General features: G+C 64.6%; 15 protein-coding genes, 2 pseudogenes and 1 CRISPR repeat array. Of the genes and pseudogenes, 3 read left to right on the top strand and 14 right to left on the bottom strand.

Features of this window, described 5'->3' with window-relative positions:
- Positions 1–153 precede the first annotated feature (153 nt).
- The 12 genes from tnpC to atpD all read right to left on the bottom strand — a co-directional run bounded on the left by tnpC (position 154) and on the right by atpD (position 11,296).
- Positions 154–510 (bottom strand): Tn3 family transposase post-transcriptional regulator TnpC, encoded by a 357-nt coding sequence (gene tnpC / locus ACIQ09_RS12210; protein ID WP_398309923.1) that lies wholly within the window; start codon positions 508–510, stop codon positions 154–156.
- Positions 507–3,539: a Tn3 family transposase gene (locus ACIQ09_RS12205; protein WP_398309920.1), complete on the bottom strand. Its 3,033-nt coding sequence runs from the start codon at positions 3,537–3,539 to the stop codon at positions 507–509. Before ACIQ09_RS12205 ends, tnpC begins: the two co-directional genes overlap by 4 nt.
- 92 nt (positions 3,540–3,631) lie before the next feature.
- Positions 3,632–4,438: a YihY/virulence factor BrkB family protein gene (locus ACIQ09_RS12200; RefSeq protein WP_398309917.1), complete on the bottom strand. Its 807-nt coding sequence runs from the start codon at positions 4,436–4,438 to the stop codon at positions 3,632–3,634.
- Complete coding sequence (locus ACIQ09_RS12195) at positions 4,435–5,373, bottom strand: F0F1 ATP synthase subunit gamma (protein WP_398309914.1); 939 nt, start codon at positions 5,371–5,373, stop codon at positions 4,435–4,437. Before ACIQ09_RS12195 ends, ACIQ09_RS12200 begins: the two co-directional genes overlap by 4 nt.
- 5 nt (positions 5,374–5,378) lie before the next feature.
- Positions 5,379–6,971, bottom strand: a complete 1,593-nt coding sequence (locus ACIQ09_RS12190) for an alternate F1F0 ATPase, F1 subunit alpha (RefSeq protein WP_398309911.1) — start codon at positions 6,969–6,971, stop codon at positions 5,379–5,381.
- The gene (locus ACIQ09_RS12185) at positions 6,968–7,741 is read right to left on the bottom strand and encodes a F0F1 ATP synthase subunit B (protein ID WP_398309908.1); all 774 of its coding nucleotides are present in this window, start codon (positions 7,739–7,741) and stop codon (positions 6,968–6,970) included. The genes ACIQ09_RS12190 and ACIQ09_RS12185 overlap by 4 nt, the downstream gene beginning before the upstream one ends.
- 3 nt (positions 7,742–7,744) lie before the next feature.
- Entirely contained in the window at positions 7,745–8,035 is a 291-nt protein-coding gene (locus ACIQ09_RS12180) for a F0F1 ATP synthase subunit C (RefSeq protein ID WP_398309905.1), read from the bottom strand.
- A gap of 42 nt (positions 8,036–8,077) precedes the next feature.
- A complete protein-coding gene (locus ACIQ09_RS12175; protein WP_398309902.1) occupies positions 8,078–8,785 on the bottom strand; it encodes a F0F1 ATP synthase subunit A in 708 nt (235 codons plus the stop codon).
- Complete coding sequence (locus ACIQ09_RS12170) at positions 8,776–9,099, bottom strand: ATP synthase subunit I (RefSeq protein ID WP_398309899.1); 324 nt, start codon at positions 9,097–9,099, stop codon at positions 8,776–8,778. The genes ACIQ09_RS12175 and ACIQ09_RS12170 overlap by 10 nt, the downstream gene beginning before the upstream one ends.
- The gene (locus tag ACIQ09_RS12165) at positions 9,092–9,439 is read right to left on the bottom strand and encodes an AtpZ/AtpI family protein (RefSeq protein WP_398309896.1); all 348 of its coding nucleotides are present in this window, start codon (positions 9,437–9,439) and stop codon (positions 9,092–9,094) included. The genes ACIQ09_RS12170 and ACIQ09_RS12165 overlap by 8 nt, the downstream gene beginning before the upstream one ends.
- Complete coding sequence (locus tag ACIQ09_RS12160; protein ID WP_398309893.1) at positions 9,436–9,840, bottom strand: F0F1 ATP synthase subunit epsilon; 405 nt, start codon at positions 9,838–9,840, stop codon at positions 9,436–9,438. The genes ACIQ09_RS12165 and ACIQ09_RS12160 overlap by 4 nt, the downstream gene beginning before the upstream one ends.
- Positions 9,821–11,296 carry a F0F1 ATP synthase subunit beta gene (atpD, locus tag ACIQ09_RS12155; protein ID WP_398309890.1) on the bottom strand — a complete coding sequence of 492 codons (1,476 nt, stop codon included), beginning with the start codon at positions 11,294–11,296 and terminating at the stop codon, positions 9,821–9,823. Before atpD ends, ACIQ09_RS12160 begins: the two co-directional genes overlap by 20 nt.
- Positions 11,297–11,550: 254 nt before the next feature.
- Here atpD and ACIQ09_RS12150 point away from each other — a divergent pair, with 254 nt between their 5' ends.
- Positions 11,551–13,932, top strand: coding sequence for a phosphoketolase (locus ACIQ09_RS12150; RefSeq protein ID WP_398309887.1), 2,382 nt, complete (start codon positions 11,551–11,553; stop codon positions 13,930–13,932).
- 42 nt (positions 13,933–13,974) lie between these two features.
- A complete protein-coding gene (locus ACIQ09_RS12145; protein WP_398309884.1) occupies positions 13,975–16,869 on the top strand; it encodes a cation-translocating P-type ATPase in 2,895 nt (964 codons plus the stop codon).
- Between the two features lie 78 nt (positions 16,870–16,947).
- On the opposite strand, the pseudogene ACIQ09_RS12140 reads toward ACIQ09_RS12145, so the two are convergent.
- A pseudogene (locus tag ACIQ09_RS12140) lies at positions 16,948–17,748 on the bottom strand (IS1595 family transposase); the annotation flags it as partial.
- Between the two features lie 192 nt (positions 17,749–17,940).
- On the opposite strand from ACIQ09_RS12140, the pseudogene ACIQ09_RS12135 reads away from it, so the two are divergent.
- A pseudogene (locus tag ACIQ09_RS12135) lies at positions 17,941–18,141 on the top strand (DUF1153 domain-containing protein); the annotation flags it as partial.
- A gap of 56 nt (positions 18,142–18,197) precedes the next feature.
- Positions 18,198–18,592: a CRISPR direct-repeat array (repeat unit 29 nt; unit sequence CGGTTCATCCCCGCTGGCGCGGGGAACAC).
- 73 nt (positions 18,593–18,665) lie between these two features.
- Here ACIQ09_RS12135 and ACIQ09_RS12130 read toward each other — a convergent pair.
- Positions 18,666–18,894: ATP-binding protein (locus ACIQ09_RS12130; protein WP_398309881.1), on the bottom strand; the 229-nt coding region annotated here is incomplete at its 5' end.

The raw sequence follows: 18,894 nt of genomic DNA, 5'->3' as shown, positions 1-18,894 counted from the left end.
TTTCATCAGCGCGAACGATGCGGACTACTGTGATGGTCGACGCCTCATAGCATCGCTACAAACCGAGTTCGACGCTGCAGGGCTGGATTTCTGCAGGAACTGGGCGGAGTCTCGCGGGAGCATCATGCCTCGGTAGCTGAAGACCCATGCCGCTCAATCCTCCAAGTGGGGTGCGAGATCCGCGAGTGGCTGAATCACGGCAGCAATCTCGTTGCACGTCCTGGCCGCCGACTGAAGCTCTTCCACCAGCGTCTCAGCAAGCTCCCACAGATCCTCCTTGTGAGGCTCACAGAGCGGAGCGCCGTTGACCACCGTGTGAGTCATGCGATGAAGGCGCAGAAAATCGTCTCGGATTCCTTTGATGGGTCTGAAACGCCGCATGAAGGACTCCAGACGTTCTACCTGTAGCAGCAAGTCCTCCGTGTTGTACTCTTCGATCAGGGATCCCAATTTTGCGGTGTCGACATCACCGTAAGGCGTGGTGGAGAAAGTTGGTGGCGGAACTTTCATTGCTCCGGCCTCATGACTTTCGCTTGTCGGGCATGCTGAACAGACGCGGCAGCCTCCTGGAATGCAGAGTCTCCGATCCAGGCTTCCGGCTTGCGATTCAGCTTGAGGCTGTAAACACCGAACCGCTTCACGTGTGCCACCTGGTACGGACTCAGGAAGGACACCTCATCGTCCGAAATCTTCCATCCATCGCGCTTCATACGCTGAAGCGTCCGGATCATGTCGACGGTGTTCTGCAGAATCAAGGCTGAGGCCACGAGGTCGTTGTAGCGTAACCGCTTCTGCTGCTCGTCCGGCTCATTGACGGCGATGACGTCTCCACCGAATGACACCCACTTTGCAAAGCCGTTATAGGACTCGACCTTGTTGGTGTTGGCCGTGATCTCCTGACGCATCTCGCGGTTGCCGATCCACTCCAGCAGGAAGATGGTCCGAACGACATTTCCCAATTCCTGGGCAGCGAAGAAAAGCCGGTTCTTGCGACTGCTGGAGCCCAGCTTGCGGAGCAGCGTAGCGGACGAAATCCGGCCCGCGTAGATGGAAAGAGCAACCTGCATCAGGTCTTTCCAGTGGCGCTCGATCAACTCCCAGTTCACCACACCGGAGAACAGGCGGTTGATGTGCTCGTACTTCGCGGCCTTTTCAGGTCGGTAGAGCGTCAGATTCTTCCAGTTCCGAATTCTGGGCATCAGCTTGATGCCCAGAAGATGGGTAAAGGCAAAAACGGTCGACGACTGTCCCTGCGTATCCGAGTGCACCGTATCGGACTCAACGGACAGGCCCGCCTTGAGTAACCCCTCGATGACGTAGATGGCCTCCCAGACGCCAGGCGCGATGAAGTGCCGGAACACCGCGATGTAGTTGTTGGCAACGTGCCGGTAAGCCACCGCGCCCATCTTGCGATACCGAAAGTGATATCCGGCCAGCAGATTCTCATCGAAGAAGTCGTACTGCGTGCCATCGGCGGCAACGGTCTTGCCATCCCCCCAGATCTTGGGCAGATCCAACCGAAGATAGACCTCGTTGAGCTCGCGCTGCGCAGCTTCGAGGCTCTCGATCGACAGGTGGCGCCGATTGACGAACGAGAGCATATGCGGCGTGACACCGTTGTTGCTGAGATGCCTGGCCGCCTGACTGGGGCCGAGATTGCAGCCCATGGCAAAAATGGTCAGCAGATAGCGTTCGGCGGGCTGCTTGATCTTGGCCATGTTGCCGGACAGCGGTCCAAAATGTCGCGTAAATCCCACCCATTGCTCGATGTTTCCCAGCACGTCGAGGATGTGCCGGGAGGGCATGCGTTCCGTCAGCGCATTCTGCAGCGCCACCACGGATGGAGGGATTTCGCGAGCAGTCGTCTTGCGCAGCACCGGTTCTCCGAAGGCATTCAGGATCACGTCACCATGGCAATCCGGAAACCTCTCGTCCAACGTCTGCGCAGTCCTGCTAAGCGCGTCACGTAGGCCTTTCACAAAATCGTCGGGCTTGAGCGGAAGTCCGATTTTCTCGCAGTAGGCGGGAAGGAGTGCCTGGCACTCTTCCCAGGGAATCAACTGATCACGGTAATCCGCGAACTCCTCCGAGCCGGCGATGCTGAGATCTCCCGCACGCAGATCCTCGGCCAGATGTGAGAACACACAGATTTCAAGGTGACGACGACTGATTCCCACATGGACACCGGCTGTATCACCGGTACGCAGAAGCTTGCGCCAACGTTCCGCCGCAAAAGACAGGTCTATGCTGTCCCCAATCCAGTCGATGCGATGCTTGTCTTGATACAGCTTGATGACTTCCAGGGCGGTGACCAATGATCGATCCTGGCTGGTCGGGCGGATCTCCAAGAGGTGTGCGAGCCTGAAGAGCAACGAGCGATGAGGTCGGAAGTGCTTCCAGATCAGTGGCAAATAGTTGTTGCCGCTACTGGCCTGTATCTGAGCACAGCGCTCACGAACCTGGTCGATGCCGCCCACAGGCTCCAGATACTCTCGAATCTGGGCGCCAGCGGTGGCATTGTCCGGCTGATCCGCCAGGATCGACAGCACACCGTCTAGTGTTCCGACAAGACGCTCGACCTGGCCTCGCTGATCGATCTGTATCCTTTCCAACTCTTCTTTGGCGCGCTTGTGGATGGTGGCCACGCGGCGAAGGAACATTTCAGCCAGCTGATCCCGGGCGCGAACCTGCATGCGGTGGATCAGAGCAACCATCAGGGTGTAGCGCTTGGCCTCGCCGCACTCCTTCAGTTCGGAAACGTCGTAGGCCATGGCCTGTGCGGCAAAATAACGAACCTTGGTGTCAGGGATACTCTCAAAGACCTTCTCAAGCCCAGGGATCGACTCCAGCCACTCAAGGTGGTCAACCAGTGTCTCCAAGTGCTTGCGAGTAGGGCGCTTGGCTGACTTCTTGAGACGGTTGTATTCACTTTGACGCTGCTCGAATTTATCCGTCTGGAGGAGGGCCTTGAGATTCTCACGGTGAGCGTCGCCGATGCGCCCAGAAATCAACTCGAAAATCCGCGTCTGTACCGCGACATGGGCTCTCTCGGCCAGATCCTCTAACGTCGAGAAGGCAGGAAGCTCGTACCGGACCATGATCAATCCCTCGATCATGGCATTGATGATGTCGGATCGTTGATCTAGCAGCTCAGCAGCTTCGAGAGCAAGGCGTTCGGTCCTGGAAACGGCATCCACGCCGTAAAACGACTGAACACGCAGGTACTCCAGCACCTTTGCCTTATGGCGCAACAGAGTGACGCCGGATACATGTTGAGCACGAATTGACTTGCCGAACCCTAATGCTTCACGGACATGATCAATGACTTCAGGAGGAGCTGTATCGACAGAGGAGGGAAAGTACCACAGGTGCTGAAAGCACTTCAGCAGCACCCCCAGCCCAAGTCTCGTCGAAGCCGAACGCGCTTGGCTCTTCAACCATTCAAGGTCTTCGGCCTCAACGGTAAAAAACTGCCTCAGATCCTCAGTCGAATAAAAGCTGAGGAACTGGGGATACGCCGTGCTCTCCAGTGAAGCCATCAATGTCTCCGCAAGGCAGATTTGATCGGAAGGAGTCTAACGGCTTGGGAAGGAGGCTGCGGGAATTTTCCGGAAGTAAGAAATGCTCTCTTTTAAATCATGGGGTTACGATGGATGTGTACAGATTTTCCCTTCATCCCGGTCATACCCCCACCAAAGCCCGATGCCACGCCGCTGCGGCCGATGTAGGCACCGATGACGACCTTGCCCCCCGTAAACAGCAGGGCCGCAAGCAAGGCGCCGAGCCAGACGTCTGCCGCCAGGATGCGCTGGCGCGGCATGACCTTGTAGATCAGACCGAACATGAAGGCCACGAGCAGAAAGCCGCCGATGGCGTTCCCTGCCTCCACCACGGCCTGCCAGCTGCCAAAGAGCGGATCCAGCCGTCGGCCCAGGGCGTCGAGTATGGCGCTGGTGACCAGCGAGACGATGAGCAGGAAACCCACCGCGAGGATCATGCCGAACGCCATCAGGCGCGCACGAACGAGGGTAAGCCACCCGCTCTTGCGCAGCCGCCCCGGCACACGCCAGATCCGGTCAAGCGCGTCCTGCAGTTCGGCAAACACCGTGGTCGCGCCGACGAACAGGAGCACCAGGCCCACGGCAGTGGCCGTCAGGCCTTCCCCCGGCTCACGCACGCTGGCCAGCAGGCCTTGCACGGCGCCCGCGCCGCTTTCACCCATCAGGTCCTTCAGTTGCGCCTGGATCTCACCGCGGGCGGCGTCCTCACCAAAAACGAGCCCGGCCACCGACACCACGATCAACAGCAGCGGCGCCAGGGAGAACATCGTGTAGTAGGCCAGCGCCGCCCCCATGCTCGGCACGTAATCGTCGAGCCACGAGGTCGCCACCTGCTTGACGAGCCCCCACCATGCCGCGGGCAGACCGGACAGCGTCACAGGGTATCGGCATGACCCGCCGCCTCAGGAGCCATCGCGTCAAAGCCGGCAACAACGTCGAACAACTCTTCGTCGATGCCACTCTGGCGGGTACGGTGAAACCTGGCGCCCAGATCCGTAAGCAACTCACCGATGTTGCGATCGGCGCGTTGCATGGCAGCAAGGCGGCTCGCGTTCTCGCTGGCCAGCGACTCGGCGCTGGCGCGGAACAAGGAGACAAAGAGGTGTTCGCGCACGAAGGCCCGCAGCACCTGGGGGCCGGCGCCGAGCACTTCGGGCCGCTGCGCGGCAGGCCAGGGCTGATTGGCCAGATCGTGCTGCCAGTGTTCGTCCAATGGCAGCAATCGCTGGCTCACCGGCTCGTAACCGGACCCGACCGGCCGGTTGTAGAAAAGCATCAGCGTGTCGCCCTGTTCGTCGCCCCGTGCCTCACCCGCCGATTCGCCCCCGGGTGCCCGGATCTTCAGCAAAATCTGCCCGACGAGGCGCGTGATCAAGGCCACCGATCCCGGCACCGGGAAGGAGCCGGCAAGCGCGTGCAGACCTGCGTCGAGAAGGCGCGCCTGCACGCGCTCGCCAACCGCCCAGACCTGAACCTCCGCAGGCAGCGATCCCAGCTGGGCCATCGCATGGTCGACCACCACCTCGTTGAACCTGCCCACCAGCCCCTGATCGGAACCAAACACAACGGCGTGCACTGCGGTGGCGGTGGCCCTCCTGAGGGCGGGATGTGCATGCGCGCCACCTGGATCGACCGCGCGCAGACATACGCTCAGCCCCCGTTCAACGGTGCGCGCGTAGTCACCGAGCGCCGCCACCGAGCTTTCGTACTGCCCGATGGCCGACGCCGCCGATGCCTTCATGGTGCGCACCACTGCCTTCAGATCCCTTGCGCTGCTGATCTGGCGGTGCAGTGCGCTCGTCGTGGTGGTCATCTCACTTACCTCACGTGTGTCCCGGGCTCAGCGCCGGACAGTACCGGGCTCGACTCCGCCTGGCCCTGGAAGCGCTCAAGCGCCTGGCGCGCGGCCTCGGTGATTCGCTCACGGTCGGTGTCGCTCAATCGGTCTGCATCGGCCAGCCGCAAGCGCAGGTCGTCGGGTAGCGCGTCGGCTGCACCCTCCACGGCCTGCTGGGCTGCGGCCATGCCCTCCAGCGGCACAGCGTCGAACAATGCCGCGTTCAGCGCCAGCAGGATGGCGACCTGAGCCGGCACCGACACCGGCGACAACTCCGACTGGCTCAGGCAGGCGCGCACGCGCTGGCCATGGGTGATGAAGCGCTGTGTGTCCTCATCCAGCCTGGCGCCGAAGCGGGCGAAAGTCTCGAATTCCTCGAACTGTGCATAGGCCAGCTTGAGGTCTCCCGCCACCGTCCGGTAGGCCGCACGCTGCGCTTTGCCGCCCACACGCGAGACCGACTGGCCGACATCGACGGCCGGCAGCACGCCCAGCGCGAACAGCGAGGGCGACAGTACGATTTGCCCGTCCGTGATCGAGATCAGGTTGGTCGGGATGTAGGCCGAGATGTTCTGCGCTTCCGTCTCGATGATGGGCAGCGCGGTCATCGAGCCGCCGCCATGCGCTTCATTCAGGTGGGTGGCACGCTCCAGCATGCGCGAATGGATGTAGAAGATGTCGCCTGGAAAAGCCTCGCGCCCGGGCGGGCGACGCAGCAGCAAGGACAGTTCGCGATAGGCGCGGGCGTGGTGAGTCAGGTCGTCATAGACGATCAGCACGTCACGGCCCGACGCCATGAAGTGCTCGGCGATGCTGGTGGCAGCGTAGGGCGCGATGTAAGCCAGGCCGGGCGCGTCGTTGCCTTCGGCCACCACCACCACGGTGTATTCCAGTGCCCCCTTCTCGCGCAGGTTTGCCACCGCCTTGGCCACCGCCGATGCACGCTGGCCGATGGCGCAGTAGACACACAGCACGTCCTTGCCGCGCTGGTTGAAAATGGTGTCGATGGCAATCGCCGTCTTGCCGGTCTGGCGGTCGCCCAGGATCAGCTCGCGCTGGCCGCGGCCGATGGGAATCAGCGCATCAATGACCTTCAGCCCGGTCTGCAGCGGTTCGGTAACGGGCGCACGGTCCATGATGGCCGCCGCCGGCCGCTCGATGGGCAGGCGCGCACTTGTCGCCACGCCCCCCAGGCCGTCCAGCGCACGACCCAAGGGGTCAATCACACGGCCCAGCAAGGCATCGCCCACGGCCACGTCCATCACGCGGCCGGTGCGCTGCACCTCCTGGCCGGCATGCAGGTGGGTATGATCGCCCAGCAACACAACGTCGACCCCACCCTCGTCAAGGTTGAACGCAATGCCCGACAGGCCGCCGGCGAACGTGAGCAATTCCTCGAAGCCCACATGCGGCAGCCCGTGCACGCGTGCGATACCCGTGGAAACGCTGGCCACCACGCCCACCTCGCGTGGGCGCAGCTGGGGCTGAAAGGACTGTAGCCGCTGGCGAATGCCGGCGAAGGTGTCATCCAGCACGCCTTGCAGCGTCCACGGCTCGGGCAGGGCCGTGCTCACGCGGGCTCCTTGATGCGCAGCCGATCTTCGAGGCCGATGGACAACGCTGCGAGGTAGTCGGAAATGCTCCAGGCCAGCTTCAGCCCCTTCACGCTGAGCTCAATGCCGCTGACCAGTTCAGGAGCGGTCTCGAACACGAGCGGAATCCTCTGCCCGAACGATTCATCCAGCGCGTCCAGCACCGCCGTCCGCTGCGCCGCGGGCAGCGCGAAGGCGCTGCGCAGCAGGGCCGGCTCGGCATCCGACGTGGCCTTCAGCGCCGCACCCAATGCCGCCAGCACCTCGCCATCAGCGGATTTCAGACGCAGGATGAACACCTCGCACGCCCGCTGCTCCAGACTCACCGCGGCGAGGTCACCCAGCACCCGACGGGATATGTCGAACACCTGATCCTGCGCGAGGCGGGTCAGTTGATCGCGCAGATACAGATTGTCGGCCAGCAACGCCTTGGCACGCGCAGCGCTGGCTGCGTCTGCCGCTTCCCGGGCCGCGCTCTGCAGGCGTTCACCCTCAAGCTTGGCGGCGTCCCTGGCGTGTTGCAGCAAGCCGGCGCGCTCTTCATCGAAAGCCTGGCTCTTCTGCTGAAATTCGTCCTGCAGCTGCTTCGCCTCGGCCCGGGTCGTGGCAGCGTCCGCCAGTTCAGCGGCGATCTTCTGCTCGCGCGCCGCGATGGCGTCCAGCACCGGCTGGTACAGGAAGCGCTTCATCAGCCACACCAGGATGAGGAAGTTCAACACCTGTGCAGCAACGGTGAACCCGTCGATCAGCACAGTCTATTTTCCTGCCGCCTGGGTGACGGCGTTCAGCGCCGCGCTCCAGAACGGGTTGGCAAAGATCAGGATCATCGACACCACGAAACAGTAGATGGCGGTGGACTCGATCATGGCCAGGCCAACGAACAGCGTACGTGTGATGGTGGCCGAGGCATCAGGCTGTTGGGCCAGGGAAGTGAGCGCCACCGCCACCGCCCTGCCCTCGGCCAGCGCCGGCCCCATGGTACCGAAACCGGTGGTCAGGCCGGCCATGACGATGGAGGCAACGGCGATCCAGGTGAGAGAGTCCATGGTGTGCTTTCGAGAACGTTGAAGATCGGAACGCGAGGCGGCTCAGGAAGCCGGCATCTGCGCAGGACCCGGCTTGGCTTTGGGCTTGCCGGGATGAGTGGCGGCGGCGATGTACACCGCCGCCAGGATGGTGAAGATGTAGGCCTGCACCATGCCGGTCGGCAGCCCGAGCCCCGTCATCACAACAGGGAAGACGAAGGGCGTGATCGACAGCAGGATGGCGATGATCATGGCTCCGCTCATCATGTTGCCGAACAGGCGCACGGCCAGCGCGAGCGTGCGCGAGACCTCGCTGATCAGGTTGAACGGCAGCATGAGCGGCGTTGGTTCCACATACGACCTCAGGTAGGTGAGGAGGCCCTGGCCCGAAATGCCGAAAAGCGGCACCGCCACCAGCACGCATAGCGCCAGCGCCGCAGTGGTCGACAGCGACGCGGTGGGTGGCTCGAAGCCGGGCACCACGGTGGCCAGCGTCGCCGCGGCGACGAACAGGAACAGCGTGCCGAGAAACCCGAGGTAGCGGTGCGGCGCCTTCAGCCCCACGTCCGCAATCTGCGTCACGATGCCGGTGACGACGATCTCCAGCAGGTTCTGCCAGCGCGAACGTTCATGACCGGTGGCGAGACGGCGCGTGATGAGCGCGGCCCCGATGACCAGCACCGCCATCAACGCCCACGTAAACACAATGGTGGCGTTCAGCTTGACGAAGCCGTGCTGCCAGAAGATCCATTGGTCCGGTGTCAGGCGCATGGCGGCACCCTGGACGCCACAGCCGCGGCAGCAGGGGCGGGCTTCGTCGCACGCAGAACGATGGCGCGCGCCAGCACAAAACCGAGCAGGCACAACCCCATGTGCGCAGGGCTGCCGGCACCCACAGCGTAGACGCCCGCAAGCGCGATGGCGGTGCGCACCATGAAGCTGACGAGAAACCAGCGTGCCGGTGTCGGCGACAAGGCCGCACGGTGCACCGTCCACCACAAGCCACCAAAAAAGACGGCCCCCAGCACGCCCCCCACCAGCAGCGCCTGCGCCCAGCCCAGGGAGTCACTACCGTAGTCAGGCATCGTCGCCCCTCTGCTCATCGTGCATCGCCCGATCTTCCTTGGACACCCAGTGCCAGGCGTTCAGGCAGCCCACAGTCAGCCCCGCCACCAGAAGGGCCAGCGTCCACGAGCGGCCGCCCGGATAGCGCTGGTCAAGCCACAGACCGAGCGCAGCGCCCAACAGCGTTGGCACGGCCACCGACCACCCGATCAAACCCATCATGCCCAGGCCGAACCAGATCCCTGGCGGGCCGCTCCGGCGGGCTCTGAGCTTGCGCGCCGCCCGGGCGCCCACCTGTTCAGCCAGGCTGGAATTGGCCGGCGGTGGCCCTGGGCGAGGGGGTTTCAGGTCCGAGGTCATGATCGACGATCCCGCATCGAGGCGAAGCGGCGCATGAAGCCGCTCTCCAGCCGATTCATCACGGTGCGCAGGGCTTCCTCCTGGGCGTCCAGCGTCAGGAACTCCTGCTCGACCGTATCGCGCAGGCGCGAAAGATCATCGCCACGCAAGGCACGCCGCGCCGAGATCAGGACATCCGGGCCCGTCTTGACCAGCACCCCCTCGTCCAGCGCCAGGAAGACTTCCCCTTTACTGGCGGTCTCGAAACTCAGGATCCCCGGCACCAACGCGGCAACGCAATCCAGCCGCTGCGGCAGCAGGCCGAACGAACCTTGCGCCGTCTCCACGACGATGCGGGCCACACCGCGCTCGTCGGCAAAAACCTCAAAGGGAAGCAGCACCTTAAGCGTCATCGACGGCATACGCTGCCTCCTGGGCAGACTGCTGCCCGGGCTCGGGCCTGGCTATCCCCTTCGTCTTGGCCGTGGCTTCATCCACCGCACCTATCATGTACAGCGCGTTCTCGGGCAGGTCCTTGAACTCGTCTGCCAGGATGCGCTCACAGCCATCCAGCGCATCGTTCAAGCTGACGAGCTTGCCGGCCAGGCCGGTGAACTGCTCCGTGGTGAAGAAGGGCTGTGTGAGAAAGCGCTCGAGCCGGCGTGCGCGGGCCACCACCTTGCGGTCCTCGGGCGACAACTGCTCCAGCCCGAGCATCGCGATGATGTCCTTCAGCTCGGCGTACTGGGCCAGCGTACGGCGGATGGCCTGCGCCAGCGTGTAGTGGCGTTCGCCGACGATGCCCGTCGTCACCATCTTCGAGTTGGACTGCAGCGGATCAATTGCGGGAAACAGCCCCTCGCTGGCGCGCTTGCGCGACAGCACGATGGACGCGGAGAGGTGCGAGAAGGTATGCACGGCAGCGGGGTCGGTGAAGTCGTCCGCCGGCACGTACACCGCCTGGATCGCGGTGATGGCGCCACTGTCGGTGTTGGCAATGCGCTCTTCCAGTGCCGCCAGTTCGGTACCCATCGTTGGCTGATAGCCCAGGCGCGACGGCATCTGCCCCATCAGGCCCGAGACCTCGGAACCTGCCTGGATGAAGCGGAAGATGTTGTCGATGAGCAGCAACACGTCGCGGCGCTCATCGTCACGAAAGTACTCGGCCATCGTCAGCGCCGCGTGGCCGACACGGAAACGCGCGCCTGGCGGCTCGTTCATTTGCGCGAAGATCATCACCATATGAGGCAGCACGCCGGCGGCCTTCATCTCACGGTACAGCTCCTCGCCTTCGCGCGAGCGTTCGCCGATACCGCAGAAGATGCTCACGCCCTCCTGGTGGCCGATCATGTTATGGATCATCTCGGTCAGCAGTACCGTCTTGCCGACGCCTGCGCCGCCGAACAGGCCTGCTTTACCACCGCGCTCCAGCGGCGTAAGCACATCAATGGCCTTGATGCCCGTCTCGAACACCTCGGACTTCGTTGAGCGACGCACCAGGGGTGGGGGCTGGTGGTGCACCGAGCGCCACGCAACGCCGGAGGGCGCTGGTTCGCGGTCGATAGCGTTGCCGAAGACGTCGAACATGCGCGAGAGAATGGCCTTGCCAACCGGTGCCTGCAGCGGACGGCCCGTGTCCTGGGCAGGCATGCCGCGCGCCAGGCCCTGTGTGGGCGTCAGCGCGATACCGCGCACGTGCCGGGCGTCGAGCTGTGCCAGCACCTCGATGGCCACCCGGTCGCCGGCGCCAGCCCGCAGCAAGGTGTGAATGGCCGGCAATCCGCCTTCGAAGCGCACATCCACGACGCTGCCACGTATCGAGACGACCTCGCCCACATTCGTTGTGCCCGCCTGGGTCGCAACCTGGCACTTCGTCATCCCGCCCTCCCTTTTCGATTCGTCGTGCTGAAGGCATGGGGAGAACCCCCTCACGCACATGCCCCGGCACGAGACGGCCCATCGTGCCAGCCAAGCCATCCCGTCACTGCGCGCTAGCGAACACAGGGTCGATCAGGCCACACGGAGTGCGCGGCCAAGCCCCAGCGGCCAGCGTCCGCCAGCGCACAGACCGCCGTCAGAGCACCGTGCTTCCCTTGCTTTCCCCCTGAGAGACCGCCCAATCCGGAAACACCATGCCCGACACCCTCACTCCCGACCTGCTCCACAAGATGCACGCCTGGTGGCGCGCCGCCAACTACCTGTCGGTAGGTCAGATCTTCCTGCAGGACAACCCGCTGCTGGAGACACCGCTGACGCTGGAGCACGTCAAGCGACGCCTGCTCGGTCACTGGGGCACCACGCCCGGGCTGAACCTGATCTATGTGCACCTGAACCGATTGATCAAGGCACACGAGCTGGACATGCTGCTGGTGGTCGGCCCGGGCCACGGGGGGCCGGGCATCGTCGCCAACACCTACCTTGAAGGCACCTACACCGAGCATTACCCCGCCATTGAGCGCGATCGCAGCGGCATGCGGCGCCTGTTCCGCCAGTTTTCATGGCCGGGTGGCATCCCCAGCCACGTGGCGGCCGAAACCCCGGGTTCGATCCACGAAGGCGGCGAGCTGGGCTATTCGCTGGCGCATGCCTACGGCGCCGCCTTCGACAACCCGGGCCTGATCGTGGCCTGCATCATCGGCGACGGCGAGGCCGAAACCGGGCCGCTGGCCGCGAGCTGGGACTCCAACAAGTTTCTCAATCCGGCGCGCGACGGGGCCGTGCTGCCCATCCTGCATCTCAATGGCTACAAAATCGCCAACCCGACCGTTCTGGCCCGCATCAGCCACGCCGAACTCGCTGAACGGATGCATGGCCACGGCCACCAACCGCACTTCGTGGCGGGCGACGATCCGGCGCTGGTGCACCAGCGCCTGGCGGCCGCGCTGGACAAGGCATTGGTGCAGATCCGGCGCATTCAGGCGGTGGCCCGTGCGCCCGATGCCAGCGTGCCGCCCAAACGCCCGCGCTGGCCGATGATCATCCTGGACACACCCAAGGGCTGGACCGGGCCGAAGGAAGTGGATGGACTACCGGTCGAAGGCACCTGGCGCGCCCACCAGGTGCCAATCAGCAAATTCACACGGCCCGAACACCTGCAGCAACTGGAAGCCTGGCTGCGCAGCTACCAGCCGCAGGAGCTGTTTGACGACGCGGGCAAGTTCCGCGCCGAGTTCGCCGCGCTGGCGCCGACGGGCCGGCGCCGCATGGGCTTCAACCCACATGCCAACGGCGGCCAATTACTGCAGCCGCTGGTGATGCCGCACCTGAACGAGCACGCGGTGGCCGTGCCCGCTCCCGGCAGCACCGAGGCCGAAGCCACGCGGGTGCTGGGCGGCTTCCTGCGCGAGGTGATGCGGCTGAACCTCAGCAGTGCCAACTTCCGCCTTTTCGGTCCGGACGAGACCGCATCGAACCGGCTGGACCCGGTCTATGCCGTCTCCGGCAAGGCCTGGATGGCCGACACCGTGGCCAATGACACCAACCTCAGCGCCGACGGGCGCGTAATGGAGGTACTGAGCGAACACCTCTGCGAGGGCTGGCTCGAAGGCTATCTGCTGACCGGGCGCCACGGCCTGCTGTCGTGTTACGAGGCCTTCATCCACATCATCGACTCCATGTTCAACCAGCACGCCAAGTGGCTCAAGGTCAGCCGCAAGATCCCGTGGCGCGCGCCGATCGCGTCGCTGAACATCCTGCTCACGTCCCACGTCTGGCGCCAGGACCACAACGGCCTGTCGCACCAGGATCCGGGCTTCATGGACCACGTGGCCAACAAGTCGCCCCAGGTCGTGCGCATCTACCTGCCGCCCGATGCCAACTGCCTGCTCTCGGTGGCCGACCACTGCCTGCGCAGCCGCCACTGCGTCAACGTCATCGTCGCCGGCAAGCAGCCCGCGTGGCAGTGGCTCGACATGGACGCGGCGGTACGTCACTGCACGGCCGGGGCCGGGGTGTGGGACTGGGCCGGCACCGAAGAGGCCGACAGCGCCCGGGGGCCCGACGTGGTGATGGCCTGCGCTGGCGATATTCCCACGCTTGAGACACTGGCCGCCGTCATGCTGCTACGGGAAGACGTGCCCGACATCCGCATCCGCGTCGTCAATGTTGTCGATCTGATGGCCTTGCAGCCGCCCGAGGAGCACCCGCACGGCCTGCACGACCGCGACTTCGATGCCCTGTTCACCACGGATAGGCCGGTGCTCTTCGCCTTCCACGGCTACCCGTCGCTGGTGCATAAGCTCACCTACCGTCGGCACAACCACGCCAACATCCACGTGCGTGGCTTCAAGGAAGAGGGCACCACGACAACCCCCTTCGACATGGTGGTTCTCAACAACCTGGACCGCTACCAGCTGGCGCTGGACGCCGTGCGACGCATTCCCCGGCTGGCTGGCGAGGTGGAGCGGGCCACCTCGCGCTACTGGACGCGCATCGAACACCATAAACTGCACATCGCCGAGCACGGTGAAGATCTGCCCGAAGTGCGCGACTGGCGCTGGCTGGGGGCCGCATGAGCAAGCCCCCGCCCGGGTCGGCAGAAAGCCCGCGGTGTCGCCATGAATGACAAGTCGGCACATCTGCTGCCCCCGCAGGACGACCCGTCGCTGATCGACGGCGCCGATCTGGCCGCGTCTCTGGGCTGCGACCCGGAACGCGGCCTGAGTGCCGACGAGGCAGCCAGCCGGCTGCGCGCCGACGGCCCCAACGAACTGCGCGCACGGCCTCCCCTGCCCGCCTGGCGCCGTGCACTGGCGCAGTTGCAGGACCCCCTGGTCTACCTGCTGGGTGCGGCAGCGACCGTGGCCCTGGCCGCCTGGTGGTTTGAAGGCAGAGGCCTGCCCGGTGCGGCGGGCTGGCCGCTCGATTTCATGGTCATAATCTGTGTTGTCGTGCTGAACGCCGTGCTGGGCTGGCTGCAGGAGGCCAAGGCGGCGCAGGCGGTGGCTGCATTGGCGAAAATGACCACCGCCACGTCAGCCGTGCTGCGCGACGGCGTCGTGGCCCGGGTGCCCAGCGCCGAACTCGTCAAGGGCGACCTGCTGGTGCTTGCCGAGGGCGACGCCGTGGGCGCCGATGCGCGCCTGGTGCAGGCCGCCGCCTTGAAGCTGCTGGAGGCGCCCTTGACCGGCGAGAGCGAGGCGGTGCTGAAGGATGCAGCAGTCCTGCCCGGCCTTGCCGCGCTTGGCGACCGGCTGAACATGGTCTTCAAGGGCACGGCGGTCGCTCAGGGCACCGGGCATGCTGTCATCACGGCCACCGGCATGCGCACCGAGATGGGCGGCATTGCCACTCTGCTCGACACCACGCCCGACGCGCCGACGCCGCTACAGGTCGAGATGGCGCATCTGGGCAAGGTGCTGGGCATCGCCGCCCTGGTGATCGCCGCCATTGTGGTGGCCACCATCCTGTTTTTCTCCGACATCGAAAACGTAGCGGATGCCGTCACGGTGCTGCTGCTGGGGGTGTCGCTGGCCGTCGCCGCCGTGCCCGAGGGCCTGCCGGCCATCCTGTCGGTGGTGCTCGCGATGGGTGTGCGCCGCATGGCGCGCCACCACGCCATCGTCAAAAAGCTGGCTTCGGTGGAGACCCTCGGGTCAGCGTCCGTCATCGCATCCGACAAGACCGGCACGCTGACACGCGGCGAGATGACCGTACAGCGGGTGATGACGCTGTCGGGGCGCAGCGACATCACCGGCGTGGGCTATACCCCCGAGGGATGCGCGGAAACAGCCGGTGCCGACATGCCCGAAGGCCCCCTGCGTGACGAGCTGCAGGCCGTATTGCAGGGCGGCAGCCTGGCGGGCAACGCCCAGCTGCAGCAGGACGACACCGGCACCTGGGCCATCCAGGGCGACCCCACCGAAGCCGCGTTTCTTGTCGCCGAGCGCAAGCTCGACACGGGAGAACAAGGCGAGTCTGCGCCCGAGTGGAAGGCGCGCTTCGAACGCGTCGGCGAGATCCCCTTCACCTCGCAGCGCAAGATGATGTCTGTGCTCGTGGCGGACCATTCCGACAGCGATGCGCATGTGCTCTTTGCCAAGGGCGCGCCGGATGTGCTGCTGACGCATTGCACCCACGCCCGCCGGGGCAATGCCAGCGTGGCGCTCGATGCCGCCGTGCAGGCGCAGGTACTGGCCGATGTGGCGGCGATGACCGGTGACGCCCTGCGCACGCTGGCCGTGGCCCGCCGGGTGCTGACGCCTGACGCGCAGGTCCCCACCGATGCCGTAGAGGCCGCCGCCCTTGAGCAGGGCCTGGAGTACCTGGGCACCGTGGGCATCATCGACCCGCCGCGAAAGGAGGCAGCCGTGGCCATCGCCCAGGCCCGCCAGGCCGGCATCCGCGTGATCATGATCACCGGCGACCACCCACTCACCGCGGTACGCATTGCGGCGGATCTCGGCATCGTCGATGCCGGTGCCCCGGTGCTCACCGGTATCGAGCTCGACGCGCTGGCCGACGATGACGCCTTCACCGCCGCCGCGCTGCAGACCTCGGTATTCGCCCGCGTTGCACCCAGGCACAAGCTGCGCATCGTGCGTGCGCTGCAGGGCAGCGGCCAGGTGGTGGCGATGACGGGCGACGGCGTCAACGACGCCCCGGCGCTGAAAGCCGCCGACATCGGCGTGGCAATGGGCGTGGCGGGTACCGAGGTGACCAAGGAGGCCGCCCGCATGATCCTGGCCGACGACCACTTTGCCACCATCGTGCTGGCGGTACGCGAGGGGCGTGGCGTACTCGACAACATCCGCAAGTTTCTTCGCTACCTGCTGTCATCGAACCTGGCAGAGGTGCTAACCGTGTTCGCCGGCGTGATGGGCGCAGGTGTCATCGGCCTGAAGGCCACGGCCACCGGATCGGGGGGTGAGGTGGTGTTGCCGCTGCTGGCCACCCAGATCCTTTGGATCAACCTGATCACCGACACCGGGCCCGCGCTGGCCATGGGCGTGGACCCGATCGCCGACGACGTCATGGCGCGCAAACCACGCCAGCGCAACCAGCGCATCATCGACGCCGGCATGGGGCTGGGCGTGCTGGAGGCCGGCGTCGTGATGGCTGCACTGACCCTGCTGACGCTGGACCTCTTCCTTCCCGGCGGCCTGATCGAGCCGGTAGACGCCTGGTTGGGCGCCGGCCCGCACAGCCTGGAACTGGCGCGCACCGCCGCCTTCACGGTGCTGGTGCTGACGCAGCTGTTCAATTGCTTCAATGCACGCTCAGACTCCGCATCGGCGTTCAAGGCGGCGTTCTCGAACCACTGGCTGTGGGCCGCGGTGGCGCTGTCGGCAGCCCTGCAAGGGGCTGTCATTCACCTGCCCTTCCTCAACCTCGCCTTCGGCACCGTGCCCCTCTCGGCGGGCCAGTGGGGCGTGTGTGTGGCAATGGCAAGCGGAGTGCTCTGGTTCAGCGAGGGGCGCAAGCTGTTGCGACGACACTGGACCCGGGCATGAGCGCATGGAAATCAGGCCAACCTTCAAGCAGGTGCTGGCCCCCATCGAGAGAACTGCGCACCGCGACGACCCAACTCGTTATCGAAGCTCCTGTGGGGTCGAATTCATTGGCTCTGTTCGCGTTAAGTGTGGAAAAACCCCGACAGCGGCGAGCAACAGGTCGGCCGGCGTGTTCAGACGGTGAGTGTCCAGTGCCCGTCGCCAGCCAAGATAGTTGGGCAGATAGAAGGTAGCCACACCGTGGAAGCGTTCCATCCAGCCGCGAAGGCGGCGGTGGTAAGCATTGACGTTCTGGACGTGGAAGGCGCCTCGGACCCGGACACCGGACTTGAGGGTCACCGCCTCGTGGGTGATGCCCTGCTCCTTGGCGAAATAGTGATAACTGGGATTGCCGTCGCTGACGAGCAGACCATCCCGATCCAGCACGGGGGCCAGGCACTCATGGAGTTGCGCTTTGCTGACGGGGCCTCGCCCGGTCACGAAATCCAGCGTCTGTCCGGAGCGATCACGGGCAACCAGAATGCACACCTGCTCCTTCGACGTTCCGCGCTGTTTCGCGGCCTCGCCCCGCTTTCGGGCTGGTCGGGGAAGCTCATGGGAGCCCTTTATGGACTCAAGCATGTAAGTCTCATCCGCCTCCGTGATGCCCTGCATGTGACTCGGCCGGTCCTCCTTCACCCAGTCCAGGAAGCGGTGCCCCCAGCGAAAGCTGGTCGTGCGGTGCACGGACACCTCGCGGGCAGCCGCCCGCACGGTCAGGGAGTCCAGAAGGGCTTTCAGATAGGGCAACCACTTTGATTTGTGGCGCAACCGGCGAAGGGGCGTACCGGTCAGCGCATTGAAGGTCTTGCGACCACCCAGACAGCGGCAACGCTGCAAGGCCGATTCCGCATGCTCCAAGCCCTTCAAGGCCTGACCAAGGCCGTGTCGTTGCTCAAGTGACAGCGCACCAAGCGATGCCAGGAAGTGTTTGAAGTTGAAACTGTCCATGATTGTCTCCCAAGAAGGCAGACTGTAAAAATAAACAGTCATGACAGCTCAATGTTCCACACTTAACGCGAACATAGCCAAATCAAACGTTGGAGAGCCAAGCGCAAGAGCGCGTTGGTGATGGAGATCCTGCAGGGCAAGACGACGGTGGCCGAGGCCAGCCGTGCGTACGATCTGCCCCCGTCGGAGATCGAGACCTGGATCGATGAGGCTATACGGGGCATGGAAAACGCGTTGCGCGCCAACCCGCTGGACATCCGGGAGCATTACGAGAAACAGATCAAGCAGCTCCAGGAAGCGTACGGAGAAGCGATGCTGGAGCTGCGTGCCAGAAAAAAATTGCAGTCCCTGTTGGCGCGGGGAACACATCTGTAGCAGGGATAACTCCAGGCACAAGCCCGGTTCATCCCCGCTGGCGCGGGGAACACCTGTCCGGCCTGCGCCTGCTTGTGCTGGATCGCGGTTCATCCCCGCTGGCGCGGGGAACACTCTGACCTGGCGTTGTAGGTGCTGCGTGCAATCGGTTCATCCCCGCTGGCGCGGGGAACACCGAATCCGCCGCGCCCTGGCCGCTCACGCTCACGGTTCATCCCCGCTGGCGCGGGGAACACCGATGCCGCATACGTCCCGATAAAGCCCAGGCCGGTTCATCCCCGCTGGCGCGGGGAACACCCGTGATCAGATCGTTGAGGCGTGGTGTCATCCGGTTCATCCCCGCTGGCGCGGGGAACACGTTTGGGCAGTCGCCGGCTGCGTGTCAAGCGACACCAGGAATTGACCCCCTGGCGACATCAGGAACTGACCCCCTACGCGGGTTGATGACTGGTTGATGGGGCGTTGACGTGGGGCTGGTGGAGCACAGCCCCGGCGCGACGCTTGTCTTTGAGGCGGTAGCTATCCCCACGGATGGTGATGACGTGGCTGTGGTGCAGCATCCGGTCGAGGATGGCGGTGGCGGCGATCGCGTCGCCAAAGACCACGCCCCATTCAGATACGGTGCGGTTGCTGGTGATCAGGAAGCTACCGCGCTCATAG

It is taken from the genome of Zoogloea sp. (assembly GCF_044344315.1).
Lineage (GTDB): Bacteria > Pseudomonadota > Gammaproteobacteria > Burkholderiales > Rhodocyclaceae > Zoogloea.
This window is presented reverse-complemented; position numbering and strand designations above follow the sequence as displayed.

Excerpts from the sequence above, each read along its gene's own strand:
- ACIQ09_RS12175 (WP_398309902.1), bottom strand. The coding sequence starts at position 8,785 with ATGCGCCTGACACCGGACCAATGGATCTTCTGGCAGCACGGCTTCGTC.
- tnpC (WP_398309923.1), bottom strand. The coding sequence starts at position 510 with ATGAAAGTTCCGCCACCAACTTTCTCCACCACGCCTTACGGTGATGTC.
- ACIQ09_RS12160 (WP_398309893.1), bottom strand. The coding sequence starts at position 9,840 with ATGCCGTCGATGACGCTTAAGGTGCTGCTTCCCTTTGAGGTTTTTGCC.
- ACIQ09_RS12180 (WP_398309905.1), bottom strand. The coding sequence starts at position 8,035 with ATGGACTCTCTCACCTGGATCGCCGTTGCCTCCATCGTCATGGCCGGC.
- ACIQ09_RS12165 (WP_398309896.1), bottom strand. The coding sequence starts at position 9,439 with ATGACCTCGGACCTGAAACCCCCTCGCCCAGGGCCACCGCCGGCCAAT.
- atpD (WP_398309890.1), bottom strand. The coding sequence starts at position 11,296 with ATGACGAAGTGCCAGGTTGCGACCCAGGCGGGCACAACGAATGTGGGC.
- ACIQ09_RS12205 (WP_398309920.1), bottom strand. The coding sequence starts at position 3,539 with ATGGCTTCACTGGAGAGCACGGCGTATCCCCAGTTCCTCAGCTTTTAT.
- ACIQ09_RS12145 (WP_398309884.1), top strand. The coding sequence starts at position 13,975 with ATGAATGACAAGTCGGCACATCTGCTGCCCCCGCAGGACGACCCGTCG.
- ACIQ09_RS12150 (WP_398309887.1), top strand. The coding sequence starts at position 11,551 with ATGCCCGACACCCTCACTCCCGACCTGCTCCACAAGATGCACGCCTGG.
- ACIQ09_RS12170 (WP_398309899.1), bottom strand. The coding sequence starts at position 9,099 with ATGCCTGACTACGGTAGTGACTCCCTGGGCTGGGCGCAGGCGCTGCTG.
- ACIQ09_RS12195 (WP_398309914.1), bottom strand. The coding sequence starts at position 5,373 with ATGACCACCACGACGAGCGCACTGCACCGCCAGATCAGCAGCGCAAGG.